21 protein-coding genes and 1 tRNA gene are annotated in these 23522 nt (G+C 64.0%); 8 read left to right on the plus strand and 14 right to left on the minus strand.

Features of this window, described 5'->3' with window-relative positions; translation table 11 throughout:
• Window positions 1-100: 100 nt before the first annotated feature.
• From gabD to ACIPZG_RS11225, 3 genes are all read right to left on the minus strand, one after another.
• Window positions 101-1543, minus strand: coding sequence for an NADP-dependent succinate-semialdehyde dehydrogenase (gabD, locus tag ACIPZG_RS11215; RefSeq protein WP_008096617.1), 1443 nt, complete (start codon window positions 1541-1543; stop codon window positions 101-103).
• A gap of 339 nt (window positions 1544-1882) precedes the next feature.
• Window positions 1883-3559 (minus strand): aryl-sulfate sulfotransferase, encoded by a 1677-nt coding sequence (locus tag ACIPZG_RS11220; protein ID WP_400713507.1) that lies wholly within the window; start codon window positions 3557-3559, stop codon window positions 1883-1885.
• A 17-nt stretch (window positions 3560-3576) separates the two neighbouring features.
• A complete protein-coding gene (locus tag ACIPZG_RS11225; protein ID WP_400713510.1) occupies window positions 3577-5949 on the minus strand; it encodes a TonB-dependent receptor in 2373 nt (790 codons plus the stop codon).
• A 156-nt stretch (window positions 5950-6105) separates the two neighbouring features.
• On the opposite strand from ACIPZG_RS11225, the gene ACIPZG_RS11230 reads away from it, so the two are divergent.
• Window positions 6106-7014 (plus strand): LysR family transcriptional regulator, encoded by a 909-nt coding sequence (locus tag ACIPZG_RS11230; protein ID WP_400713513.1) that lies wholly within the window; start codon window positions 6106-6108, stop codon window positions 7012-7014.
• 113 nt (window positions 7015-7127) lie between these two features.
• Here ACIPZG_RS11230 and ACIPZG_RS11235 read toward each other — a convergent pair whose 3' ends face one another.
• A complete protein-coding gene (locus ACIPZG_RS11235; RefSeq protein ID WP_400713516.1) occupies window positions 7128-8033 on the minus strand; it encodes a TauD/TfdA dioxygenase family protein in 906 nt (301 codons plus the stop codon).
• Between the two features lie 37 nt (window positions 8034-8070).
• Window positions 8071-9114, minus strand: coding sequence for an ABC transporter substrate-binding protein (locus tag ACIPZG_RS11240; RefSeq protein ID WP_400713519.1), 1044 nt, complete (start codon window positions 9112-9114; stop codon window positions 8071-8073).
• A 297-nt stretch (window positions 9115-9411) separates the two neighbouring features.
• Here ACIPZG_RS11240 and ACIPZG_RS11245 point away from each other — a divergent pair, with 297 nt between their 5' ends.
• Together ACIPZG_RS11245 and ACIPZG_RS11250 are read left to right on the plus strand one after the other, a co-directional pair.
• Window positions 9412-11010, plus strand: coding sequence for an ABC transporter permease (locus ACIPZG_RS11245; protein WP_400713522.1), 1599 nt, complete (start codon window positions 9412-9414; stop codon window positions 11008-11010).
• Complete coding sequence (locus tag ACIPZG_RS11250; protein WP_400713525.1) at window positions 11007-11870, plus strand: ABC transporter ATP-binding protein; 864 nt, start codon at window positions 11007-11009, stop codon at window positions 11868-11870. The genes ACIPZG_RS11245 and ACIPZG_RS11250 overlap by 4 nt, the downstream gene beginning before the upstream one ends.
• A gap of 109 nt (window positions 11871-11979) precedes the next feature.
• Here ACIPZG_RS11250 and ACIPZG_RS11255 read toward each other — a convergent pair whose 3' ends face one another.
• The 5 genes from ACIPZG_RS11255 to ACIPZG_RS11275 all read right to left on the minus strand — a co-directional run bounded on the left by ACIPZG_RS11255 (window position 11980) and on the right by ACIPZG_RS11275 (window position 16093).
• Window positions 11980-12255, minus strand: a complete 276-nt coding sequence (locus ACIPZG_RS11255; RefSeq protein ID WP_400713528.1) for a DUF971 domain-containing protein — start codon at window positions 12253-12255, stop codon at window positions 11980-11982.
• Window positions 12255-13220: a HEAT repeat domain-containing protein gene (locus ACIPZG_RS11260; RefSeq protein WP_400713531.1), complete on the minus strand. Its 966-nt coding sequence runs from the start codon at window positions 13218-13220 to the stop codon at window positions 12255-12257. The genes ACIPZG_RS11255 and ACIPZG_RS11260 overlap by 1 nt, the downstream gene beginning before the upstream one ends.
• 24 nt (window positions 13221-13244) lie before the next feature.
• Window positions 13245-13490, minus strand: coding sequence for a ferredoxin family protein (locus tag ACIPZG_RS11265; protein WP_400638742.1), 246 nt, complete (start codon window positions 13488-13490; stop codon window positions 13245-13247).
• A 132-nt stretch (window positions 13491-13622) separates the two neighbouring features.
• Complete coding sequence (locus tag ACIPZG_RS11270) at window positions 13623-15347, minus strand: fumarate reductase/succinate dehydrogenase flavoprotein subunit (protein ID WP_400713534.1); 1725 nt, start codon at window positions 15345-15347, stop codon at window positions 13623-13625.
• Window positions 15344-16093 (minus strand): GntR family transcriptional regulator, encoded by a 750-nt coding sequence (locus ACIPZG_RS11275; RefSeq protein WP_008096638.1) that lies wholly within the window; start codon window positions 16091-16093, stop codon window positions 15344-15346. Before ACIPZG_RS11275 ends, ACIPZG_RS11270 begins: the two co-directional genes overlap by 4 nt.
• A gap of 231 nt (window positions 16094-16324) precedes the next feature.
• Here ACIPZG_RS11275 and ACIPZG_RS11280 point away from each other — a divergent pair.
• The 3 genes from ACIPZG_RS11280 (at window position 16325) to ACIPZG_RS11290 (ending at window position 18938) form a co-directional block, all read left to right on the plus strand.
• A tRNA-Arg gene (locus ACIPZG_RS11280) sits at window positions 16325-16401 on the plus strand.
• 133 nt (window positions 16402-16534) lie between these two features.
• Window positions 16535-18262, plus strand: coding sequence for a dipeptidase (locus tag ACIPZG_RS11285; protein WP_400713537.1), 1728 nt, complete (start codon window positions 16535-16537; stop codon window positions 18260-18262).
• A 238-nt stretch (window positions 18263-18500) separates the two neighbouring features.
• A complete protein-coding gene (locus ACIPZG_RS11290) occupies window positions 18501-18938 on the plus strand; it encodes a CBS domain-containing protein (RefSeq protein WP_400638736.1) in 438 nt (145 codons plus the stop codon).
• A 6-nt stretch (window positions 18939-18944) separates the two neighbouring features.
• Here ACIPZG_RS11290 and ACIPZG_RS11295 read toward each other — a convergent pair whose 3' ends face one another.
• The 3 genes from ACIPZG_RS11295 to ACIPZG_RS11305 all read right to left on the minus strand — a co-directional run bounded on the left by ACIPZG_RS11295 (window position 18945) and on the right by ACIPZG_RS11305 (window position 20419).
• Window positions 18945-19583, minus strand: coding sequence for an NADH:ubiquinone oxidoreductase subunit N (locus tag ACIPZG_RS11295; protein WP_400638735.1), 639 nt, complete (start codon window positions 19581-19583; stop codon window positions 18945-18947).
• Window positions 19584-19655: 72 nt separating this feature from the next.
• Window positions 19656-19898: a DUF2789 domain-containing protein gene (locus ACIPZG_RS11300; protein ID WP_008099433.1), complete on the minus strand. Its 243-nt coding sequence runs from the start codon at window positions 19896-19898 to the stop codon at window positions 19656-19658.
• A gap of 62 nt (window positions 19899-19960) precedes the next feature.
• Complete coding sequence (locus tag ACIPZG_RS11305; RefSeq protein ID WP_008099435.1) at window positions 19961-20419, minus strand: aminoacyl-tRNA deacylase; 459 nt, start codon at window positions 20417-20419, stop codon at window positions 19961-19963.
• Window positions 20420-20516: 97 nt separating this feature from the next.
• Here ACIPZG_RS11305 and ACIPZG_RS11310 point away from each other — a divergent pair, with 97 nt between their 5' ends.
• Entirely contained in the window at window positions 20517-21863 is a 1347-nt protein-coding gene (locus ACIPZG_RS11310; RefSeq protein WP_400713540.1) for a nodulation protein NfeD, read from the plus strand.
• 2 nt (window positions 21864-21865) lie between these two features.
• On the plus strand, window positions 21866-22618 hold the full coding sequence (locus tag ACIPZG_RS11315) for a slipin family protein (RefSeq protein WP_400713543.1): 753 nt from the start codon (window positions 21866-21868) through the stop codon (window positions 22616-22618).
• 114 nt (window positions 22619-22732) lie between these two features.
• Here the strand turns inward: ACIPZG_RS11315 and ACIPZG_RS11320 are convergent, their stop codons facing one another.
• Window positions 22733-23365 (minus strand): LysE family transporter, encoded by a 633-nt coding sequence (locus tag ACIPZG_RS11320; protein ID WP_400713546.1) that lies wholly within the window; start codon window positions 23363-23365, stop codon window positions 22733-22735.
• Window positions 23366-23522: the final 157 nt, after the last annotated feature.

Here is a 23522-nt window from a genome sequence, read left to right on the forward strand (position 1 = left end):
GACTGTCAAAGGCGCCCTGGCCACCAGGTACTGCTATGTCAAAAAGGCCAGCGAGACGTCGCTCTCGCGCCCCGCTGGCAGAGGTAAAACCTTTAGCGCATCAGATGCTGATGCACAGGTACTTGATCTCGAGGTAGTCCTCGATACCGTACTTGGAACCTTCACGGCCCAGGCCCGAGGCCTTGATGCCGCCGAACGGCGCGACTTCGTTGGAAATCAGGCCGGTATTGATGCCGACCATGCCGTATTCCAGGGCCTCGGCGACACGGAACACACGGCTCATGTCACGGGCGTAGAAGTACGAGGCCAGGCCGAACTCGGTGTCGTTGGACATGGCGATGACTTCGGCCTCGTCCTTGAAGCGGAACAGCGGCGCCAGTGGGCCGAAGGTCTCTTCCTTGGCGACAGCGGCAGACTTCGGCACGTCGACCAGAATGGTCGGCTCGAAGAAGTTGCCTTCGATGATCTTGCCGCCGGCCAGTACCTTGGCGCCTTTCGAAACGGCGTCCTCGATGTGCTCCTGGACCTTGGCGACAGCCTTGCCGTCGATCAGCGGGCCAGTGGTGGTGCCTTCTTCCAGGCCGTTACCGATCTTCAGCTTGCGCACTGCAGCGGCCAGCTTCTCGGCGAAGACGTCGTAGACACCGTCCTGCACGTAGATGCGGTTGGCGCAGACGCAGGTCTGACCGTTGTTGCGGTACTTGGAGATGATCGCGCCCTCGACCGCCTTGTCCAGGTCGGCGTCGTCGAACACGATGAACGGGGCGTTGCCACCCAGCTCCAGGGAAACTTTCTTGATGTCCTTGGCGCATTCTTCCATCAGCTGGCGACCGATTTCGGTCGAGCCGGTGAAGGACAGTTTGCGTACCAGGGAGTTGCCGGTCAGCTCGCCACCGACTTCGCCAGCGCTGCCGGTCACCACGCTCAGCACGCCAGCCGGGATGCCGGCACGGGTAGCCAGCTCGACCAGGGCCAGGGCGGAGTACGGGGTTTGCGAAGCAGGCTTGAGCACCATGGTGCAACCGGCGGCCAGGGCCGGGCCGGCTTTACGGGTGATCATCGCGGCCGGGAAGTTCCACGGGGTGATGGCGGCGGTGACGCCGATCGGCTGCTTGATGACGATCAGGCGCTTGTCTGCCTGGTGGCCCGGGATGGTGTCACCGTAGATGCGCTTGGCTTCTTCGGCGAACCACTCGATGAACGAGGCGGCGTAGGCGATTTCGCCCTTGGCTTCGGCCAGTGGCTTGCCTTGCTCGGTGGTCATCAGGCGAGCCAGGTCGTCCTGGTTTTCGATCATCAGTTCGAACCAGCGACGCAGCTTGGCCGAACGCTCCTTGGCGGTCAGTGCACGCCAGGCCGGCAGGGCCTTGTCGGCGGCTTCGATGGCGCGGCGGGTTTCCGCGGTGCCCATCTTCGGCACGGTACCGATGACTTCACCGGTGGCCGGGTTGGTCACCTTGATGGTCTGGCCGCTGTCCGCATCCAGCCACTCACCGTTGATGAAGGCTTGCTGGCGGAACAACTGAGCGTCTTTGAGCTGCATGTCGGCTTCCCGAATTGTTGAATTATTGAAAAGCGCCCATAACAGGGCATCGAGCGTTTGAAATCTCAAACGAATGCTAAGCGGCTGCTGGGGTGTAGGACAATAGGCTGTTCGAAAAAAAGAACGAATGGTTGAACACGCCGGTGGGGATTTCATGTTTTTTGTAGCAGCAACTGGCCCTATCGCCGGCAAGCCGGCTCCCACAGGGACCCCACGATTCTCAGGCTCGGTGGAGTACCTGTGGGAGCCGGCTTGCCGGCGATAGGGCCAGTACAGGTTAGACGAATGAACTGAAGAGAATGTGAAAGGAGGACCGACGGCCCTCCCGAAGCGATGGATTCAAAAGGCCTTGGCCAGGTCGATCACCAGCGCCCGATAACCCACGCTGCCCGGCTGGCGGCTATGCACCTTCAACTCCACCAGCACTTCCTGAGTCCCCCGCCGCACCTCGTTGAGCACCGTGGTGGTCAGCTTCTCGGCCGTCAGGAAATTCACCGAAGCCGAATAGATGAACTGGGTATCGGTCTCCGGCCGATACGCCACCACCGAGGTCACCGGGCTGTACCACTCGTCGCCACGCTCCTTGCCGTACTCCCACACCTGCTCGACCGTGCCCTTGGCCTCGTCGATCCTGTACTCCACCGCCCGGCTGTAGTTGCCGGTCAGCTTGGTCGGCGCGAAATCCCGCCCCCAGCCATTGTCGAACACCGTCAGCGTGCCTTTGCCGGTCAACCAGGCGGTGTGCTGAGTCCACGACCAGTCGAAGCCTTCGCTGGCAATCGGCTTGAGTACTTTTTCCTGCAAGCGCTGCGGCCAGCCTTGTGGCGAAGCCAGAATCCACTTCACCTGCTTGTCACGACCAATCTTCGCCACGCCTTGATGCCGAGCTGAAACGATAATGCTGTCGTCATCGGCGTCGTAGTCGATGGCATTCACATGCGCCCAGTTGCGTCCGGTGCCGACGCCCGGCGTGTCGCCGAACGGCAGGTCGCCTTCGGCCAGTTCGTTGGCCAGCCGGTCGTCCTGTTTCTGTACACCCTCAGGTAACTGCAACGCAGCCTTGCCCAGGGTTTCCAGCAGGTCGCCGCGGTAAGGGTCGAGGATCTGGTTCAGGTCCCAGAAGTCCAGGACATCCCCCGCTTCGTTTACCTCGATGATGTGGTCGCGGATCGAGCGCACGCGCTTGCCATCCGGTCGGCGGTAGTCGCTGGTGCCGACCCGCAGCAAGTAAGTGCCGTTGGCCGTCTCGCGGATTTCGTGGGAGAAGTCGGCGAACTTGTCCGGCAGGCTGCGTTGCCAGATGCGCCGGCCGAGCAGGTCGTACTTCGAATAGGTCTGGCCCTGGCCCCAGATCAGCTTGCCGTCACGGGTCTGCTGGAAGCCCATGGTGCCGCCCAGGCCATCGCGGCGGTTGGAGTCGTGGATCTGCTCGATATCCAGGTACCAGCGCACGTCGCCATTGCTGTCGGCGATCCAGTTGTTGCCCACCTGATCCCATTCGGCGGCACCGCCCAGGCCGTTCCACTTGAAGGCACGGCCACCGGGAATGTCACCTTGCAAGTGGTTGAACAGGTACAGGCGGTTCTCGAAACCAGGCGCGACCTTGACCGGCTCGACCTCCGGCAACGCAGCCGTCTGCTTCGCCACCACCGGCAGGCGCACGGCCGGGGCGTAGATCTGGTAGCGCTCGCGAATGCGCTCACCGTCCAGCTTGTAGGTCACTTCCACCTGGTTGACGTAGTCCGGGTACAGCCCGAACACCGGGATGCCGCCGTAGGTCCACAGCGAACGGTCGGACACCTCGTAGGTGATGTCCACGCCGCGCTCACCACGGCCCAGCACGCGGACATGGGCCGCGCTCAGGGCGCGCCCGCCGTCACGAATGATGGCGGTCAGCGGCGCCAGGCGATACGGGTTGACCAGCACATCGCCGAGCAGCGCTTCATCACGCTCGGGCACCTTGGCAGTGAGGCAGGCGCCTTCAGGCAGTGCAGGGGTTTCGGTCTTGGCATTCATGGCAAAGCTCCTTGTGCTCAGAAGTCGTAACGGGCGGTGGCGCCGTAGGTGCGCGGGGTACCGAGCACGCCGGCATAACCACCGTTGGCGGAGTTCCACAGGCTGGTGAAGTAGGTCTTGTCGCCGGCGTTTTTCACCCACAGCGACAGGTCGAGCACGCCGTCGCCCTGGTCCAGGCGCACGCCGGTGGACAGGTTGACCAGCGCGTAGCTGGGGATCTGGCCGAAGTCGGAATCGTCGATGGTGCCCACCGCCTTGGAGCGGAACGCGTAGCTGGCGGTGACGTAGGGCTCGACGTGCTGGCTCAGCTGCCACTTGTACTGGCCGTTGAGGTTGGCGATGTACTTGGAGGCCCCGACCACCTGGTGGCCGGACAGGTCGCACGTGGCGGTGGCATTGGCCAGGCTCACTTCAGGTGGGCACGGGGCGTCGTCGTACTCGGTGTAGCGCACGTCGTTCCACGAGCCGTTGAAGTTCACCGTCAGGCCGCGAATCGGCAGCGCCGTGGCCTCGAACTCCAGGCCCCGCGAGCGCACGCGGCCGGCGTTGGCCAGGTACTGCACGCGGTTGATCTGGTCGTAGACGTTGGCCTGGTAGCCATGCACCTCGGCCCAGAACAGGTTGGTGTTGAGCTGCAGGCGGTCGTCGAACAGGGTGCTCTTGAGGCCCACTTCGGCGTTGTTGACCCGCTCGGTGCCGACCAGCAGCGAGTCGGTGCCCAGGCGCGGCGCCGCACCGACGGTCAGGTTGATGCCACCGGACTTCTCGCCATGGGTGAGCGTGGCATAGCCGAGCAACTGTTCGTTGAAGCGGTAGCTGAGGCCGAGCAGGCCCGATGGGCTGAAGCTGTACTGGTTGAGGTCGCCCGAGTCGTAGGCCCCCACCCTGCCCTGGCGCGCGGCCGCGGCGGCACCGGTCACTGCTGCGCCGCCCGTTGGCGCATCGCGGGTCACCCAGGCGCTCTTCTCTTCATAGGTGCCGCGCACGCCGGCGGTGAAGTCCAGGCGGTCGGTAAGGTGCCAGGTGCCCTGGGCGAACAGCGCATAGCTGTCGGTGTCGATGTGCCCGTCGCCAATGGTGTTGACGTTGTTCAGGGCACCGGCCGGGGTGAGGTTCCAGATGTCTGCCTGCGGGCCGTGATAGGTGAAGGACTTGTTGTCCAGATCCTGCTTGAAGTAATACGCGCCCAGCACGTAGTCGAAGGCACCACCGGTGGGCGACGCCAGGCGGATCTCCTGGGAATACTGCTTGTCGCGCACCGATACCCCGGCACTGTAGAACACCGGCACGTTGAGGCCATCGTCGTTGCGCGGGGTGAAGTCCCACCAGCGGTAGGCGGTGATCGAGGTCAGGGTGAAGTCGTTGGGCAACGTCCAGTTGGCCTCCACCGAGGTGCCACCCTGGAACACCGTCACCCGTTGCTCGGCGTCGAAATTGACCTTGCGGTCCTTGCCCGAGACCAGCGTCGCGCCGGCCTGGGCCGCCAGGCTTTCATAGCGGTTGACGCCATTGATGGTCGGCCCGGTGCTGTACAGGCTGAGGATGCCGTTGTTGGAGTCTTCCTCGTTGTACTCGCCGATCCAGCGCAGGTTGAAGGTTTCGCTGGGCTGGAACAGCAGCTGGGTACGAAAGCCCTGGCGCTTGCCGCCGTTGAGGTCTTCGCCGTTGTGGATGTTCTTCACATAGCCGTCGTCTTCGGTGTGGTAGGCACTGATGCGCCCGGCCAAGGTCTCGCTGATCGGCCCGGAGAAACTGCCCTGAGTTTGCAGGTAACCGTCTTCACCGATGGACTGCTGAATGCTGCCCTCGCGGTGAAAGGTCGGCTTGCGCGTGGTGATGTTCAGCACCCCCGCCGTGGTGTTCTTGCCGAACAAGGTGCCTTGCGGGCCGCGCAGCACTTCCAGCTGCTCCACGTCGAGCAGATCGAACACCGCCATGCCCGGCCTTCCCAGGTAGACGTTGTCCAGGTAGATGCCGACGCTGCCTTCCAGGCCGTCGCTGGCCGGGTTGTTGCCAAGGCCGCGAATCGAGATGCTCGACTGGCGCGCATGCACATAGGCCACGTTGGTGCTGGGCACCAGCTGTTGCAGATCCTGCACACGGTAGATGCGCTGGGTTTCCAGGGTTTCGCTGTCGAGCACGCTGATCGGCGTGGGCACGTCCTGGGCGGTTTCCTCGCGACGGCGGGCGTTGACCGTGACGGTGCCGAGCTTGGCGTCCTGTTCCACGGCGGGGGTAGTGCTGGGGGATTCTTCGGCAAAGCTGGCACCGGAAGCCGCCAGCAACACGCCAGCGGCCAGAGGTTGCAAGACGGACCGCGACACGTGCGCAGGCCAACGGAAAGTTCGGGACATGCAAATGCTCCTTGAGGCATGGGCCCTGGCGAGCATTTCCGTTGGCGGAACCGAATCGCGGTCAGTCGGGCTTATATTCTTTTAAGCGATATAAATATTTATAATTCATATTTTGTGGAATAAGTAACACCCTTTATAAGGGGGCTCACTCTCTTCATCAATTGCATTCGACCGATAGTTTTCATGTAGAAAATGCATATAGATCTCCGTCAGCTCCGCCACTTCATCGCCCTTGTCGAGCACCGCAGTTTTGTCGCTGCGGCGGCCGCGGTGAACCTGTCGCAATCGGCCTTCAGCCGCAGCATCCAGACCTTGGAGCACAACGTTGGCTGCCGTCTGGTCGACCGCGCCAGCAAGGAGCTGTCGCCCACCCGTCAGGGCTTGCTGGTACTGGAGCACTCGCGGCGGCTGGTGCATGGGGCGCACAACCTGGTCAACGAGATCCACCAGTTCAATGGCGCCACCACGGGGGTGGTGCGCTTCGGCTCCGGCCCGGCGCCGGCCGGCGGTCTGGTCCCTCGGGCCGTGGCGCGTTTCGTCGCCGAGTACCCGGCGGCGCGCACGTGCTTTCAGGTGGATAACTGGCAGGCCCTGAACCGCAAGCTGATCGCCGAGGAGATCGAGTTCTTCGTCGCCGACACCCGCCAGTTCGAGTCCGACCCGGACTACCGGGTGCACAAGCTGGCCGCCCAGCGCTGGCATTTCTGCTGCCGCGCGGGCCATCCGCTGACCGAGCGCAGCCAGGTCAATGCACGGGACCTGTTCGATTACCCGCTGGCAACCACCTTTCGCCCGCCGAACATCCGCAAGGTGCTCAGCGACCTCAGCGGCCGGCAGGACTTTTTGCCGACGGTGGAATGCGAGCATGGCTACGCGCTGCTGAATGTGGTGATGCACTCGGACACCATCGGCATTGCTTGCGGCGCCAACTTGCGGCCGTATCAGGCGGGGCTGGTGGCGCTGGAGCTGGCGGATCTGGCGCCGGAGCAGGAGGAGTCGTTCTATACCCGCTATGGGGTGGTGAGCCGGGTGGGGTATGGGTTGTCGCCGTTGGCGCAGGGGATGGTCAGGCAGTTGATTGCCTGTGATACCGAGGTGTGATTGGCGGGGGCTTTGCCCCCGTTTCGCGACACAAGGCCGCTCCTACAGAAACCGCGCAGTCCTGTAGGAGCGGCCTTGTGTCGCGAAAGGGCCGCATAGCGGCCCCGGCAATATCAGCCTTTACGCGTCGTCCGGCTCAACTGCCCATCGATCCCGACCGGCACCTCACCTGCCAACGTCACCCGCCGCACGATGCGCGGCTGGGTACCGTAGTCATCCACCGCATAATGCTGCGTCGCGCGGTTGTCCCAGATCGCCACATCCCCCGCTTCCCAGCGCCAGCGCACGGTGTTCTCCAGGCGCGTCACGTGCCCCTGCAGCACCGCGAACAAGTGCTGCGAATCCGCCAGCGAATACCCCTTGATGCGTTTCACGAAATGCCCCAGCTGCAGCGCGCGCTCGCCACTGATCGGGTGTACCCGCACCACCGGGTGCTCGGTCTCGTACACCGTCGAGGTGAACACCTGGCGGTAGCGTTCGAGCTTGGCCGGGTCCACATCCGGCTTGAGGCTGGCGTAGTCGTATTCGTTGCTGTGCACCGCCCACAGCTTATCCGCCAGCTCCCGCAGCGGCTCGGGCAGTTCCTGATAGGCCGCAGCGGTATTGGCCCACACGGTATCGCCGCCGGAAGTCGGCGCCACCACGCTGCGCAGGATCGAGGCCTTGGGGTAGGCATCGACGAAGGTCACGTCGGTGTGCCAGGAGTTGGCCCGCTGGCCTTCGGCGCCGTCGAGCTGGAGCAGGTAGCTGGTGCCATCGACCACCGGCACGGTGGGGTGGGCAACCGGCTCGCCCAGCAGCTTGGCGAAGCCTTCCTGGCTTAGATCGTCCAGGTGGGTCTGGCCGCGGAAGAAGATCACCTTGTGCGTGACCAGGGCGGCCTGGATCGCCTCGACCGTGGCGGCATCAAGGTCGGCGGACAGTCTGACGCCGCGAATTTCGGCGCCGATGCGGCCGGCGACAGGGCGGATATCGAGTGCGAGGGTTTGCGGCGCGGTGGCCAGGGCGGCATTGCTCATGGTCGTGGTCCTTGCGGTCATTGTCGGGTCATGGGGTTCAGCGGGCGGCCTGCACGGCCTGTTCCTGTTGCAAGGCAGCATCGAGGAAACGCGGTTCGATCCACTGGGATACCTGGAAGCCGCGGCGGATCAGGCGCTCCCGGGCAGCCAGGTCGACGCCTTGCTGCAACTGGGCGACGAATTCGGCGTCCAGTCGTGGATCGAAGTAGTGGGCGAGGTCTTCATTGGCCAGGTCGTCGGCGAGGATGCTGCGCGGCCAGTTGGCGTTGCTCGCCACCAGGTCGACGTAGGCCTCGCGGTTGTGTTCGTCGCGCAGCCAGCCGGCGGCTTGCTGCTGGGCAGTGACCAGGCGCTGGACCAGCTCGGGGTATTGGTCGATGAACGCACCGGTGCCCAGCAGGACAGCTTGGGTGCTGCCGGCGCCTTCCAGGTCACGGGAGTTGACCGGCAGCTCGACCAGGCCGCGCTCCCGCAATGAGAGCAGGCTGGAAAGGCCCCAGGTGGCATCGATCTGCTTGGCGGCCAGGGCAGCGTTGGCGGCGTTGAAGTCCAGGTTGATCACTTTCAGGTCACGCTCGGACAACCCTTGGCTGGCCAGGGCGCTGGCGAACGACAGCTGGTTGGCGGTGCCACGGAACACCGCCACGCGCTTGCCCTTGAGGTCGTGCAGGGTCTTGATCCCGGAGCCCGGCACCACGCCCAGGTAGCTTTTCACCCCGCGCACACCGGCCGTCAGCACGCGGGTGTCGAGGCCATTGGCCTTGCCGACGATGGCTGCCAGGTCACCCAGGTAGGCGAAGTCGGCCTGCCCATTGGCCAGTGCTTCGTTGACCACTGGCCCGGCGCCCTTGAAGAAGAGCCAGTCGATGCGGATGCCGTCCTTGGCGAAGGCTTTCTCCAGCAGTTGCTGATCGCGCAGCACATCGACCACACCCCCGGCACTGTGCTTGCTGCCGGCGCTCAGGTCGGGCACGGCGATGCGGATGCTCTCGGGCTTGGCCGGCTCGGCCGCCTGGGCACTGAGGGCGAAGAAACTGACCAGCCCGAGGGCGGTGATCAGGTGGCGCAGCGGGGTTTTCATGGCAAGGCTCCTTGGCAGGCTGCCACCGGCGATGGCCGGCGCTTTGGCCAGAAGCTAGGCAGGTCTGGTTAGAACCTACAAAGATCAAAACTTCATTTTTTAGTAACCAGAAGACATAAAGCACGGAGTACGCGGCTCCGCGATCAGGTTGCGAAAAACGCATGGAAAATATGAGGAAAACGCAATGCGCAAAGGGTTTCGGATGCAGGGAGCGCATGCTCTTATCTCTTGAAAGTCACTTGAACGAATTTTTAATTCCATAAGTGCATAACCTAGAAACGCTTTGAGAGATGGCCGATGAATGGAATTCTGAGTAAGGGTTGGGGGAGGCTTCTGGGGCCGCTGCGCAGCCCTTTCGCGACGCAAGGCCGCTCCTACAGGGCCAGGTGCGCTCTGGCTTGGGTGCTTCCGGTGCTGATCGCGCTGCTGTGGGTGGTGGCGAGCCGGCTGCACTGGATGAGCGAGCAGATCCTGCCGGCGCCCTCGCTGGTCTGGCAGAGCGCTGTGGAATTCGGTTCTGGTGAGCTCTGGGGGCACTTGTGGATAAGTTTGCAACGGCTGTTCTGGGGACTGCTGGCGGGCATCGGCAGTGGCCTGCTGTTGGGCACCTGGCTGGGCACTTCGCGTAACGCCCAGACGCTGGTGCTGCCCACTTTCGTGGCGCTGGCGCAGATCCCTACCCTGGCATGGATCCCGCTGTTCATGCTGTTCTTCGGCATCGGCGAACTGCTCAAGCTGGTGGTGCTGGTAAAAGCCGTGGTGGTGCCGGTGACCTTGCACACCCTGGTCGGTGTGCGCGACGCCCAGCCCAAGCTGCGCGAAGCCGCCGCCGCGCTGCGCCTGCCGCGCCACCTGCTGTTTCTGCGCCTGTTGCTGCCCGCTGCCCTGCCCGCCTTCCTTACCGGTGTACGCCTGGCCCTGGCCACCGGCTGGACCTCGCTGCTGGCCGTGGAGCTGCTGGCCTCCAGCGAAGGCATCGGTTACCTGATGGTGTGGGGCCGGCAGCTGTTCATGCTCGACCTGGTGCTGCTGTGCATCCTGGTGATCGGCCTGGTCGGTGCGCTGCTGGAGCGCGGCTTTTCAATCCTGGAAAAGCGCCTGTTGCACTGGCCGCAAGCCGCCACTGGCGAACAGCAGCGCGGGCCCGTGCCCAAAGGCTGGCAAAGCCTGCTGCTGCCGGCAGCCTTGCTGGCGCTGTGGCAAGCCAGCAGCAGCCTTGGCTGGGTCGACCAGAACATCCTGACGTCGCCGCTGGATGTCGTGCGCACGCTGCTGGCCGGCCTGGCCGATGGTTCGCTGCCGCAAGCCATGCTGCTGAGCCTGCAACGCACCCTGACCGGGCTGCTGCTTGGCGGCGGCGCCGGCCTGCTGGCCGGCCTGTTGCTGGGCCTGTCACGAAACGCCGAGCGGGTGTTCGGGCCCAGCCTGTCGGCATTGCGCCAAGTGGCGCTGTTCGCCTGGGTGCCGCTGCTGACCGCCTGGTTCGGCCTGGGCGAAGGCGCCAAGTACGTGTTCGTCGGCCTGGCCGCCTTCTTTCCCCTGCTGATCGCCACCCAGCGCGGTATCGCCAGCCTTTCGCCGCAACTGGGCGAAGCCGCCCGCACGCTGCGCCTGAACCTGTGGCAACGCCTGCGCCTGCTGGTACTGCCCGGCGCGGCCCCGGCCATTTTCGCCGGCCTGCGCCTGTCGCTGATCTATGCCTGGCTGGGCACCATCGGCGCGGAGTACTTCATGCCGTCGGACGGCGGCATCGCCAGCCTGATGATTGGCGCGCAACAGCTGTTTCGCATGGATCAAGTCATGGCCGCCATGGTCCTGATCGGCCTGGTCGGCGCCCTGCTCGGCACCCTCGGACAACGCCTCGAATTGCGCGCCACGCGCTGGAGAACCGCATGAACGCTTTCAACACGTCGCACCTGCTGGCGGCCAATCAACCCGACACCACGCCCGCGCTGGTCAGTTTCGAAGGCGTCGGCAAGGTCTTCAGCGTCGATGGCCAACCCTTTGAAGCCATCCGCAACTTCAACCTGTCGATCAATGAAGGCGAATTCATCGCTATCGTCGGCGCTTCCGGCTGCGGCAAGTCGACCCTTCTGCGCCTGCTGGTCGGGCTGGACACCAACTACAGCGGCAGCATTCGCGTCGACGGCCAGGCCGTCAGCGGCATTGGCAGCGAGCGTGGCATCGTGTTCCAGGAGCACCGCCTGTTCCCGTGGCTGACGGTGGAACAGAACATCGCCCTTGGCCTGGTCAACGAGCCGCTGACCCAGGGCGAGCGTGCCCGCCGCGTGCATGAGTTCGTGCTGCTGGTGGGCCTGGTCGGCTTCGAGTCGGCTTACCCGCACCAGCTTTCCGGCGGCATGGCGCAGCGGGTGGCGATCGCCCGTGGGCTGGTGGCCAGCCCGCGTATCCTGCTGCTGGACGAGCCGTTCGGCGCGCTGGATGCGTTGACTCGCCAGCAACTGCAGGATGAGCTGCTGGCCATCCGCGAACGTGCCGGGATCACGACCTTGCTGGTGACGCACGATGCCGAGGAGGCCACTTATCTGGCTGACCGGGTGGTGGTGCTGGAGCCACGCCCGGGGCGGATCAAGTCGGTGGTCGAGATCGATTTGCCACACCCGCGGCTGCGCACGGGGGTGGCGCTGCATGGGTTGCGGGAGAAGGTGCTGCACCAGATCACCGGCGATGGTGGGTACCTGCCGGTGCCAGCGCGTCGGGTCGAAGGGTTGAGGCCAGAGCTGATTGCCTTGTGACGGCCGCTGGCCCAATCGCCGGCAAGCCGGCTCCCACAGGTACTCCACAGAATTCAAGACTTGTGGGGTTCCTGTGGGAGCCGGCTTGCCGGCGATAGGGCCGGTTGCTTCAGCCAAGATCGCGCAGGTAGTCCCAGGGATAAATGCCCCGCTCATGCCCATCGCTGAACACCAGCTGCACCCCATACCCCTGCGGCTCGATCCGCTCGATGCGAACCTCGGCAGGCACCACGGCGATGCGTCCTGCCAGCCGCGCCGCACGGCATTGCGAGCACGGGCAGGCGCCGCGCAGGCGGGCATGGCTGAGCGTGCGCTCGCCATCTGGCCACTGCAGCAGCAACTGCCCAGGCCCGCGCAGGTTGCGGATTGCCCCAGGCGCATTCATCAGACAGCACCGCGCAGTTGTGCCAAGGCAATGCGCACCGCCTTGCGCACCTCCGGATCGCTATCGGCCTCGGCCGCCTGCAACACCGGCAGGGCTCGCGCCTGACCCAATTCGCCAAGCGCCAGCGCCGCTTCCTTGCGCAGGTTGGCGATGCCATGGCCGAGCAGCTCGCCCAGCGCGTCCAGTGCAGGGCCATAGCGCAGGCGCCCCAATGAACGCGACGCTCGCAGACGTACCTGCCAGAAGTCATCGGCAAGCGCATTCACCAGCGCTGGGCCGGCCTGTTCCTGGCCCACTTTACCCAAGGTAGTGGCGGCCTCTTCGCGCACTTGCCAGGCCGCATCATTCAGCGCCGCCACCAACGCCGGCAGCACGGCGCTGTCACGGGCAAGACCCAGTGCACCAATGGCCGCACGGCGCACTTCGGTGTCCGGCTCGACCTCGGCCAGCCTGGCCAGCGCCGGCAAGGCAGGCTGGTGCTTGAGCCAGCCAAGAATGCCCACCGCCTCGCGCCGAACGGCCGCGTCGTCATCCGCCAGCGCCAGCAGCGCAGGCGCGGCGGCCTCTTCCAGGCGCAGCTCGCGCAAGGCACGCAGGGCGCTGGCGCGCACGAAGGGCTCGGCGTGACTGGTCCAAGGCAGGATCAGTTGGCCGGCTTCGGGGCTCTTGAGTTCGCTGAGGCTCTGCGCAGCGGCCTGGCGCACGGGCTCGGCAGCATCGGCCAGCGCGGCGCACAGGGCCTGCACCACCTCGGGGTCTTCCCAGGCTTCGAGCAGCCGCGCGGCCTCGCTGCGAACTTCGTCGGCCGCGTCGACCAGCAGCGCATCGGTGAGCCACGGCAGGGCATCCGGGTCTTCGAGGTCGGCCAGTTCGATCAGGGCGATGCGGCGCACGCCAGCGTCGGTGGCTTCCAGGCGAGGCAGCAGGGCGAGGATGTCGGGGTTGTCAGTGTTGCGTTCAGTCATGACGCGGTCCTTCGTTGCAAGGGTTCAACGCAGCAGGTAAGGGATGTCGACCTTTACCGCACCGGTGGGGCAGTCCTTTTCGCAAGGCATGCAGTACCAGCACTCGTCGAAGGCCATGTAGGCCTTCTGCGTGGCCGGGTTGATGGCCAGCAGGTCCATGGGGCAGACCTCGACGCACACGGTGCAGCCCTTTTCGGCGATGCATTTGTCTTCGTCGATGGTGACCGGGGCGCTGCTGCGCAAGAAGATTTCTTGGGGTTGGTAGGCCATTTCACGGGATCCTTTGTTCTGATTTTCGGTGGGGCTGAGGGCCCTATCGCCGGCAAGCCGGCTCCCACACCGATCACCGCTGACCTTGTGGGAGCCGGCTTGCCGGCGATAGGGCCGCAAAGCGGCCCCGCTTCACGCGGCATCGGCCTTGACCCGCAACCGGTCATAGGCCGCCTGCTCCTCGGCATCCAAAGCGATCAGGTACGGCTCGACGGGTTTCTTGAAGCTGGTCATCGCACCGTCCTCGCCCTTCTTCAGGTGGCAATGGCAGAACCACTCGCCATCGTTGCGCTCGGGAAAATCGACCCGATGGTGGTACAGCCCCCAGCGGCTTTCCTCGCGGAACAACGAGGCGCGTGCGGCCATCTCGGCGCAGTCACGGATCACCGCCACTTCCATCGCCCGCATCAGCTCGTGGGGATTACTGGCCTTCATCTGGTCCAGGTCGCGCTCGATCTCGGCGAAGCGCGCCAGACCGATCTCCATCTTCTTGGTCACCTTGGGCGGCTGCAGGTAGTCATTGACCATGCGCCGCAGCTTGTACTCCACCTGTGCCGGGGGCAGGCCGTGCTCCCGCTGCAGCGGTGCGAACACCCGCTCGCGCTCGCGCTCGACCTGGGCGACATCGACCTCGGCCAGCTCGCGCCCGGCCACGTATTGCGCGGCGTTGACACCGGCGAACCAGCCATAGGTAAAGGCACCGAGCATGTAGTTGTGCGGCACCGCCGCCATGTCGCCCGCGGCATACAGGCCTTTGACGCTGGTCTCGGCCCTCTCGTTGACCCACACCCCCGAGGCCGAATGCCCAGAGCAGAAGCCAATCTCGGAGATGTGCATCTCGACCATGTGCTGGCGGTAGTCGGTGCCACGCCCGGCATGGAACTGGCCACGGCTGGGGCGTTCATTGCTGTGCAGGATTTCTTCGATGTTCTGGATGGTCTCCTCGGCCAGGTGGTCGAGCTTGAGGAACACCGGGCCGTTACCGCCTTCGAGCTCCTGGTGGAACTCCCACATCATCTGCCCGCTCCAGTAGTCGCACTCGATGAAGCGCTCGCCCTTGCTGTTGGCGGTATAACCACCCAGCGGGCCGGTCACGTAGGCACAGGCCGGGCCGTTGTAGTCCTTGATCAGCGGGTTGATCTGGAAGCACTCGAGGTTGGCCAGCTCGGCACCCGCGTGATAGGCCATGGCATAGCCGTCGCCGGCATTGGTCGGGTTCTCGTAGGTGCCCATCAGGTAGCCCGACGACGGCAGCCCCAGGCGCCCGGCGGCACCACAGGCGAGGATCACCGCCTTGGCCCGCACCACGCGGAACTCGCCGCTGCGGCAGTCGAAACCGAGCACCCCGGCGGCGGCGCCTTCGCCATCGAGCAGCACGCGGGTGCAGACCATGCGGTTGCTGATCTCGACGCGGGCACGCTTGAGCTGGCGGTACAGCACCTTCTTGATGTCATGGCCTTCCGGCATGGGCAGCACGTAGGCGCCCATGTGATGCACCTTCTTCACCGCGTAGTCGCCGGTTTCGTCCTTCTCGAACTTGACGCCCCAGCGGTCGAGCTGCTCGAGGGTCTCGAAACTGTGGGTGGCATAGGCATGCACGGTGGCCTGGTTGACGATGCCGTCATTGGCCACGGTGATTTCCTTGGTGTACTGCTCGGGCGTGGCGTGGCCGGGGATGATCGCGTTGTTCAGGCCGTCCATGCCCATGCTGATGGCGCCGCTGCGCTTGACGTTGGCCTTGTCCAGCAGCAGCACGCGCAGGCTTTTGTCCTGCTCCTTGGCCTTGATAGCCGCCATCGGCCCGGCGGTGCCGCCACCGATGACGATGATGTCGTAGTCCTGGGTCTGGATACTCATGCCTTGCCCCCCTTCTGGCGATCGATGCGCAGGCGGTACTGGAAGGCATCGCCGCGGTAGTACAGGTGTTCGAAGTCCAACGGCGTGCCATCGGCGGTGTGGGTCAGACGCTCGATACGCATGATCGGCGAGCCTTCTTCAACCTCCAGTGCCTGGGTCAGGTCGCTGTCGGCCAGCACGGCATCGATGGCCAGGTCGGCGTGGCCGAGCGGGATGCCGCAGTCGTTTTCCAGCAGCAGGAAGATGTCGCGGGTGACCAGGTCGGCTTTTTCCAGTTTTTCGCCCACGGCCTTGGGCAGCCAGGTCAGCTCCAGCGAGACAGGTTCGCGGTTGATCAGTCGCACCCGGCGGATCTCGGTCACCAGGCTGCCCTCCTCGACCTGCAGCCGCGCCGCCACCAGTGCCGTGGCCGGTACATGGCGGAAGCTGCGCAGGCGGTTGATCACTTCGTAGCCCATCTGCGTCATCGACTCGCCCAGGCCCTGCAGGGTGCTGACGTTCTGGAACGCCTTGGGCTTGGCGACGAACGTCCCTTTGCCGTGGATCTTGAAGATCAGCCCTTCTTTCTGCAGGTCGCCCAGCGCCTGGCGCACGGTGATGCGGCTGACATCGAACGCCTTGCCCAGCTCGCTCTCCGAAGGCATGCGGCTGTGCGGCGGGTAGGTGCCGTCGAGAATGCGCTCGCGCAGCAGTTCCTTGAGCTGGGTGTAGAGCGGTACCGGGGACAGGGGGAGCAGTTCGGCCATGGGTTCCTTCGCTATTCGGCTACTTGTTATAACAAGTTGTGATGAGATAGTAGCGGGCATAAGAATTGATGGGGAAATACTGTTATTGCATATGGATAGAGGGGTTTGTGGTGGCCGGGCGGGCCCTATCGCCGGCAAGCCGGCTCCCACAGGCCTGGACAAGCCGGAAAAAAGTCCGAAGATCAAGGCGATGGACGACATCGAATCAGATGGGTATCATGCGTGCGCGTTGCACTCGTAGCTCAGCTGGATAGAGTACTGCCCTCCGAAGGCAGGGGTCGTGGGTTCGAATCCCGCCGAGTGCGCCATATCAAGAAGCCCTGGGCCCATGCCCGGGGCTTTTTCGTTTGTGCGACATATCGCGTTCTGGCACTCCCGTGCCGCGGGGCATTGGTGATAGCGTGAGCAACCTTTTCACCTATCGCGAAGGAATGCGCCCCCATGCTCCTGAAAACACTTTCCGTAACCGTGCTGCTGGCCAGCGCGGGTCTGCTCAGCCTGCCTGCCCAGGCCAACCTTACGCAGCAACAGTCCGCCGCTATCGTCAAAGCCTACGACGGCGCTGACCCGGCCAACTTCAAAGCGTTCCTCGGCAAACTGAAGGGCAGTGAACTGGCCAAGGCCGACAACCTCGGTGCAACCCTCGACGCCTACCTCGCCAAAAAGCCCCTCAGCGCCGACCAGCAAAACGAGATCAACCGCCTGCTGGGCCTGTACACCCGCATCAAGTACGGCAAGGCCGCCACCGAAACCCTGCGTGAACTGGTGGCCATCCCCACGTTCAACGTCGAGGGCGTCCCGCAGCATGAGAACCCCGAGTTCCTCAAGATCGCCGACAAGATCAAGTCCCTGGCCGAAGGCTTTGGCCTGGCCTTCCGCAACATCGACAACCGCGTGTATGAAATTTCCCTCGGGACTGGCAAGGAAGTGGTCGGCATCCATGCCCACGCCGACGTGGTGCCGGTCAACCCTGACAACTGGAAGCTGGAAGACGGCACCCGCCTGGACCCCTTCAAGGTGACCCTGGTCGGCGACCGCATGTATGGCCGTGGCACCGAGGACGACAAGAACGGCATTGTCGTCGCCCTTTATGCGCTGAAGGTGGCCAAGGACGAACAGCTGCCACTGGCCCGGCAGTTCAAGCTGCTCATCGACACCACCGAAGAAACCAGCGGTGACGCCATCCCCTATTACTTCGCCCGCAACCCTACGCCCGACTACAACCTGGCGCTCGATGGCGGCTACCCGGTGGTGATCGCCGAGAAAGGCTACGGCACGGTCATGGCCAGCTTCAGCAAACGCCCAGGCAGCGGCAAGGGCGCAGAAATCATCAACCTGACCGGCGGCCTGGCCACCAACCAGATTCCGACCACGTCCGTGGCCACGCTGGTAAGCGACAACCCGGCGCAATTGGCCGCGCAGCTCGAAAGAGCCGGTGCCGACTATGTGCAGCGCAATGGCAACGACTTCAAGATCGACGCCAAGGCCGAGGGCGACAAGGTACTGCTCACGGTCACCGGCGTTTCGGCCCACTCTTCCGAGCCGGAATCCGGGGTCAACCCGGTGGCGCGCATGCTCGACTTCATCAACGGCCTGGGCCAGCAAGTGCCTCTCAAGCGCAACCACTTCACCGATGCCGCCCGTTTTGCGGCCGACAACTGGGGCCTGGACTACCTGGGCAACAAGCTTGGCATTGGTTTCAAGGATGAGTTCATGGGCCCGCTGACCGCCTCGCTGACCTTTGTCGGCGTGGATGAAAAAGGCCTGAAACTGGCCGTCAACCTGCGCATCCCGAAAGGCAAGCCGCTGGCCACGATCAAGGACGAACTGGCCGACAAGCTGGGCCAGTGGGCGCGCGGTAGCCACACCTCGGTGGCCTTCAACTACAGCCTCGACGAGCCGATGTATCGCAACCCCGAGGGTGAATGGGTCAAGGCCCTGCTCGACGTTGCCAGCGAGAACCTGGGCATGAAGCATGCGTTCGGTGCGTCGGCCGGCGCGACCTCGGTGCATGACTTGCCCAACGGCGTGCAGTTCGGTCTGGCCATGCCGGATGTGAAGTACACCGGGCACAACGACAACGAGTTCAAGACGGTTGAACAGTTCATGCTCGACCTGCAGGTGGTGAGCGAGATGGTGGTGCGGATCGGGCAGATGCCGAAGCTCTGATTCGTCAGCACCGGCCCTATCGCCGGCAAGCCGGCTCCCACAGGGGGGCTCCACAGGCCTCAAGGACAGTGGGTTACCTGTGGGAGCCGACTTGCTGGCGATAGGAGCGGCACAGATGCACATCGCCCATGACGTTTTTCAATGGACTCGATGCCGTTTCCTGCATTGCCGTGCAGGCCGGCGTGCCGGATGCTTTATTTACTCCAAGAGCTCGGTTTTTCCACCTGCAGAGGCCCGTATGAAGAACGTCGAAGAAATCCTCAAGACCAAGTCCCAGCACCAGACCGTGTACACCATCGGCCCGGATGACTCGGTGCTCGACGCGCTGAAACTGCTGGCGGAGAAAAACGTCGGTGCGCTCCCCGTGGTGGAGAACGACCAGGTGGTGGGAATCGTCAGCGAGCGTGACTACGCCCGCAAGCTGGTGCTCAAGGGCCGCTCTTCGGCAGCCACGCCAGTGCGGGAAATCATGAGCGCGCCGGTGGTCACGGTGGAACCCAGGCAGAACCTTGAGTACTGCATGAACCTGATGACCGACCGTCACCTGCGCCACCTGCCGGTGGTCAACCATGGCGAATTGCTGGGCCTGCTCTCGATTGGCGACCTGGTCAAGGAAACCATCAAGGAGCAGGCCAGCCTGATCCAGCAACTGGAGCAGTACATTCGCGGCGAATGATCCCCGCTAGTGGTAAGCGCGCTCCAGCTCGTCCAGCTGATGGTCGAAGCTGCGCAGGCGCGCCGACCAGGTGTACACCAGCACTTCCAGGTCGCGGTTGAGCACCGCCGTATTGCCATGGCCGGTGCTCGACGGTTCGCACAAGTCGAGCTGGTAACGCTCGCGCGCCATGGCCGTGGCCACGCTGGAGAGGTCGCGGGCATTGGCCAGCCAATGGTGGTGGTGGTCGTGGATCTCGCGGTCGAGTGCTCGGCACTGGCGCTTAAGCGCATCCAGACTCTGCTCCAGGGGCGTGCCCTTGAGCTCGCCCATCACCTCCTCGAAGGTGCGTCCGGAATGCCAGTAGCTGCCCCAGAAATAGCGGTCGAACACCGTCTCGACGCGGCGCAGCGCGACCTTGGTGTTCCAGATGGTCAGCAGCGTTCGGCCCTGCCTCACTTCACGTTTGTTCAAGTGCAACTGCTGCCAGGCAATCCACGTCAGCCCCATCAGCGCGACCGCCGCGGTCACCGCGGCCGCGGCGTACAGGAACTGCACAGCCTGGGTCATCTGCTGGGTTTGGCGGATACCGTAGAAATAACCGGCCGTCAGGGTGCCCAGGATCGTCACGGAGCACCAGAAACCTGGTGCGTAGGGATCTTTCATAGCGCGTATCCCCTTCTTGTTTTTCCTGAGCATAGCAACGGCCAAATCACTCATCAGGTGCCGCTCGGCGCTTTATTTTCGCGGGCGGCGTAATGCTTCGTTAAGTTGATCGAAGGGCACTGCCCAATCGGAATCTTCAATGATGCTGTCCTTCAGAAAATCCCGCTGGGCGTCGTTCCAGAACGGCGCATCCACCAGCTTGATTTCGTTTTTCAGCGGTGAATGGCTGGTGATGAACTGGTCGATGCTCTGCGGATCGTCGGGCAGGCCCAGTTGCTTGAACAGTTCGGCGAAGTGATGGGTCGGTGCGTCCATTGTTCCTCCTCATGTGCCGGGCAGGCCGTCCACGACGCCAACCCGGCATTGGTTTGTGCACATCAGCACAGCTCGCGTACTTCGGCTTGCGGTACCAGTTTCAGGTACTGCTCCATGCTCATGTGGATCAGGTGATCGTGATCACCCGCCTCCAGGTAGACATCGCCCTGGCGGGTAAGACTCGAATCGAGCAGCATCTTTATCTGGTAGGCGTCACCCATTGCCGGAATGGCGCCGCGCTCGCAATCGCCGAACAGGTTCGGCAGGCCGCTTTCGCGGGTCAGTTGCCAGGCGCCGGACATGCGCACCTTGCTCATGTCCAGGTGCCGGTTGGCCGGCAGTACGGCCATGATGTAGTTGCCATGACGGTCGTCGAGCATGACCGACTTGGCGACCCGCTCTGCGGGTACCCCGGCCGTGCGCGCCGATTCGAGGCTGGTGGCCGAGTGTGGGTGGGGAATGATGTCGTAGTCGCAGTTGGCCTGGTCCAGGCGCTGCTGCAAGGTCTTGGCCATACGCATGATGCACCTCCGGTTTCGCCCCCAATGTTCAAGTTTAGGCCGTACCCCGGCAGCCACGACTAAACTTCAATGATAGAAACCCACGAGGTGACGACAGGTGCTCGCTCGCTGTTGCCGCTGGTTGATGCTGTTGCTGCTACTTGGCTGTGCACCGAGTAGCTTTGCAGCGCCCGGCACGGTCTGGGTGCTGAGCATCGACGACGCCATCGGCCCGGCCAGCGCCGATTACCTGGTTCGCAGCCTGGATCAGGCCAAGGACCAGGGCGCGCAGCTGGTGGTCATCCGCATGGACACGCCGGGCGGGCTGGACAGCGCCATGCGCCAGATGATCAAGGCGATCCTCGCAAGCCCGGTACCGGTGGCCACCTTCGTCGCGCCCAGCGGCGCCCGCGCGGCCAGCGCCGGCACCTATATCCTGTATGCCAGCCACGTGGCGGCCATGGCCCCCGGGACCAACCTCGGGGCCGCTACGCCGGTGCAGATCGGTGGGCCACCTGGCACACCAAAGGACGACAAGGCCAAACCAAGCGAGGATGAGCAAACCCTCGCCCGAAAACAGGTCAACGATGCCGCTGCCTACATCCGTGGCCTGGCCCAGCTGCGGGGGCGCAATGCCGACTGGGCGGAACAGGCCGTGCGCGAGGCGGTCAGCCTGCCGGCCAGTGAAGCGCTGCGCCTGAAGGTAATCGATCAGGTGGCCGACGACCTGCCCGACCTGATGCGCCAGCTCGACGGCAAGACGCTCGTCGCCGCCGGTCAGTCGCACGCGCTGCAAACCCGCGATGCCACCCTCGTCGAACATTTGCCGGACTGGCGCACGCGCCTGCTGGCAGTCATTACCAACCCCAGCGTGGCGCTGATCCTGATCATGATCGGCGTATACGGCCTGCTGTTCGAGTTCATGAACCCAGGCTCGGCGGTCGGAGGTGTAGTCGGTGGCATCTGCCTGCTGCTGGCGTTGTATGCGCTGCAGTTGTTGCCGGTGAGTTTCGCCGGCGTGGCACTCATTCTGCTCGGCATCGCCTTCATGATCGCCGAAGCATTCCTGCCCAGTTTCGGCGTGGTCGGTTTTGGCGGCATCGTTGCCTTCGTGGTCGGTGCACTGATTCTGGTGGACACCGATGCGCCCGGCTTCGGCATCCCGCTGGCGCTGATCGCCACCCTGGCCGTGCTCTCGGCGCTGTTGATCGGCGGCGTGCTGGGCATGGCCATGAAGGCGCGTCAGCGGGCACTGGTCAGTGGCGATGCCGGCCTGGTCGGCAGCCTGGTCACCGTCACCCAGGTGACCGCCGAAGACCCCTTCTGCGGCTCTGTGCAGGCCCAGGGGGAACAGTGGCAGGTCCATTGCGCGACACCCCTGCAAACTGGCCAGCACGTGCGGGTCACGGCACGCCATGGGGTCATGCTGGAAGTGAGCGCCGCCGCAGCGGCGCAAGGGGAATGACGATGTTCATGCAATTGGGTTTTGGCGCCGTGCTGATCGTGCTGGCGATGCTGCTGCTCTCGGCGTTTCGCATCCTGCGCGAATACGAGCGCGGCGTGGTGTTCCAGCTGGGGCGCTTCTGGCAGGTCAAGGGGCCGGGATTGATCCTGCTGATTCCGGTGATCCAGCAGATGGTACGGGTCGATCTGCGCACCGTGGTGCTGGATGTGCCGCCGCAGGATGTGATCACCCGCGACAACGTCTCGGTCAAGGTCAACGCCGTGCTGTACTTTCGCGTGCTCGACCCGCAGAAGGCGATCATCCAGGTCGAGGACTTCCTGGTCGCCACCAGCCAGCTGGCGCAAACCACCCTGCGCGCGGTGCTCGGCAAGCACGAACTGGACGAGTTGCTGGCCGAGCGCGAACAGCTCAACCTGGACATCCGCCAGGTGCTGGACGCCCAGACCGATGCCTGGGGCATCAAGGTGGCCAATCTCGAGATCAAGCATGTCGACCTCAACGAATCGATGGTCCGCGCCATCGCCCGCCAGGCCGAGGCGGAACGCGAGCGGCGGGCCAAGGTGATTCATGCCGAAGGGGAGCTGCAGGCTTCGGAGAAACTGATGCAGGCGGCGCAGATGCTGAGCCGGGAGCCGGGGGCCATGCAGTTACGGTACATGCAGACGCTGGGGTCGATTGCCGGGGACAAGAGCTCGACCATCGTGTTTCCGATGCCGCTGGACTTGCTCAAGGGGATGGTGGAGAGGCCGAAATAGCTGGGGCCTCTGCGAGGCCCTTTCGCGACACAAGGCCGCTCCTACAGACGTTCGCGAACCCTGTAGGAGCGGCCTTGTGTCGCGAAAGGGCTGCAAAGCAGCCCCAACAATCGCTCAGACCGGCGCGCGGCGCAAAGTCGCCAGGAAAGTAGCTGCACCAATGAACAACCCGGCAAACGTGCGGTTCAGGCGCTTCTGCTGCTTGGGCGTGCGCAGCATGCGCAGAACCCGAGCCGCCAGCCCGGTGTAACCCGCCATCACCAGCATATCGACGGTGACCATGGTGATCGTGATCGCCACGTACTGCGGCAACAGCGGTGCATGCGGATTGAGGAACTGCGGCAGCACCGCGAGCATGAACACCAGCGCCTTGGGGTTGCTGACGTTGACCAGGAAACCGCGGAACACCAGGCTCAGGGGCTTGCCGATCGGACGCACGCCCGATTCCTCGGTCATGTCCATCGGCAACGCACGCCATTGCTTGTAGGCCAGGTAGATCAGGTAGGCGACACCGAACCACTTGATGATCTGGAAGGCGGTGGCGGAAGCGGCGAGGATGGCGCCGACGCCGGCGGCAATGATGGCGATCTGCACGATCAGGCCCAGCTGCAGACCCAGGGCGTTCCAGTAACCGCGCCAGAAACCGTACTGCAGGCCGCTGGACATCGAGGCAATCGCCCCGGCGCCTGGTGAAAGGCTGATCACCCAGCACGCGGCAAAGAAGCCCAACCACACTTCCATCGACATCACACACCTCGCTCAACATATGCTGCAAAACGTTAAGCTAAGCGGTTGGTGAAAAAATGACCAGCGAAATCTTGTCTGTCTTTGCCGGCCTCTTCGCGGGGCAAGCCCGCTCCCACAAGTACGCTGCTGTTCTTGAGTACAGCGGTGAACCTGTGGG

Source organism: Pseudomonas sp. NPDC089395, assembly GCF_044749525.1.
GTDB lineage: Bacteria > Pseudomonadota > Gammaproteobacteria > Pseudomonadales > Pseudomonadaceae > Aquipseudomonas.

What these genes read in the sequence shown, in the direction of transcription:
- gabD (WP_008096617.1), bottom strand. Translation starts at nt 1,543, where the DNA reads ATGCAGCTCAAAGACGCTCAGTTGTTCCGCCAGCAAGCCTTCATCAAC.
- ACIPZG_RS11220 (WP_400713507.1), bottom strand. Translation starts at nt 3,559, where the DNA reads ATGAATGCCAAGACCGAAACCCCTGCACTGCCTGAAGGCGCCTGCCTC.
- ACIPZG_RS11225 (WP_400713510.1), bottom strand. Translation starts at nt 5,949, where the DNA reads ATGCTCGCCAGGGCCCATGCCTCAAGGAGCATTTGCATGTCCCGAACT.
- ACIPZG_RS11230 (WP_400713513.1), top strand. Translation starts at nt 6,106, where the DNA reads ATGCATATAGATCTCCGTCAGCTCCGCCACTTCATCGCCCTTGTCGAG.
- ACIPZG_RS11235 (WP_400713516.1), bottom strand. Translation starts at nt 8,033, where the DNA reads ATGAGCAATGCCGCCCTGGCCACCGCGCCGCAAACCCTCGCACTCGAT.
- ACIPZG_RS11240 (WP_400713519.1), bottom strand. Translation starts at nt 9,114, where the DNA reads ATGAAAACCCCGCTGCGCCACCTGATCACCGCCCTCGGGCTGGTCAGT.
- ACIPZG_RS11245 (WP_400713522.1), top strand. Translation starts at nt 9,412, where the DNA reads ATGAATGGAATTCTGAGTAAGGGTTGGGGGAGGCTTCTGGGGCCGCTG.
- ACIPZG_RS11250 (WP_400713525.1), top strand. Translation starts at nt 11,007, where the DNA reads ATGAACGCTTTCAACACGTCGCACCTGCTGGCGGCCAATCAACCCGAC.
- ACIPZG_RS11255 (WP_400713528.1), bottom strand. Translation starts at nt 12,255, where the DNA reads ATGAATGCGCCTGGGGCAATCCGCAACCTGCGCGGGCCTGGGCAGTTG.
- ACIPZG_RS11260 (WP_400713531.1), bottom strand. Translation starts at nt 13,220, where the DNA reads ATGACTGAACGCAACACTGACAACCCCGACATCCTCGCCCTGCTGCCT.
- ACIPZG_RS11265 (WP_400638742.1), bottom strand. Translation starts at nt 13,490, where the DNA reads ATGGCCTACCAACCCCAAGAAATCTTCTTGCGCAGCAGCGCCCCGGTC.
- ACIPZG_RS11270 (WP_400713534.1), bottom strand. Translation starts at nt 15,347, where the DNA reads ATGAGTATCCAGACCCAGGACTACGACATCATCGTCATCGGTGGCGGC.
- ACIPZG_RS11275 (WP_008096638.1), bottom strand. Translation starts at nt 16,093, where the DNA reads ATGGCCGAACTGCTCCCCCTGTCCCCGGTACCGCTCTACACCCAGCTC.
- ACIPZG_RS11285 (WP_400713537.1), top strand. Translation starts at nt 16,535, where the DNA reads ATGCTCCTGAAAACACTTTCCGTAACCGTGCTGCTGGCCAGCGCGGGT.
- ACIPZG_RS11290 (WP_400638736.1), top strand. Translation starts at nt 18,501, where the DNA reads ATGAAGAACGTCGAAGAAATCCTCAAGACCAAGTCCCAGCACCAGACC.
- ACIPZG_RS11295 (WP_400638735.1), bottom strand. Translation starts at nt 19,583, where the DNA reads ATGAAAGATCCCTACGCACCAGGTTTCTGGTGCTCCGTGACGATCCTG.
- ACIPZG_RS11300 (WP_008099433.1), bottom strand. Translation starts at nt 19,898, where the DNA reads ATGGACGCACCGACCCATCACTTCGCCGAACTGTTCAAGCAACTGGGC.
- ACIPZG_RS11305 (WP_008099435.1), bottom strand. Translation starts at nt 20,419, where the DNA reads ATGCGTATGGCCAAGACCTTGCAGCAGCGCCTGGACCAGGCCAACTGC.
- ACIPZG_RS11315 (WP_400713543.1), top strand. Translation starts at nt 21,866, where the DNA reads ATGTTCATGCAATTGGGTTTTGGCGCCGTGCTGATCGTGCTGGCGATG.
- ACIPZG_RS11320 (WP_400713546.1), bottom strand. Translation starts at nt 23,365, where the DNA reads ATGTCGATGGAAGTGTGGTTGGGCTTCTTTGCCGCGTGCTGGGTGATC.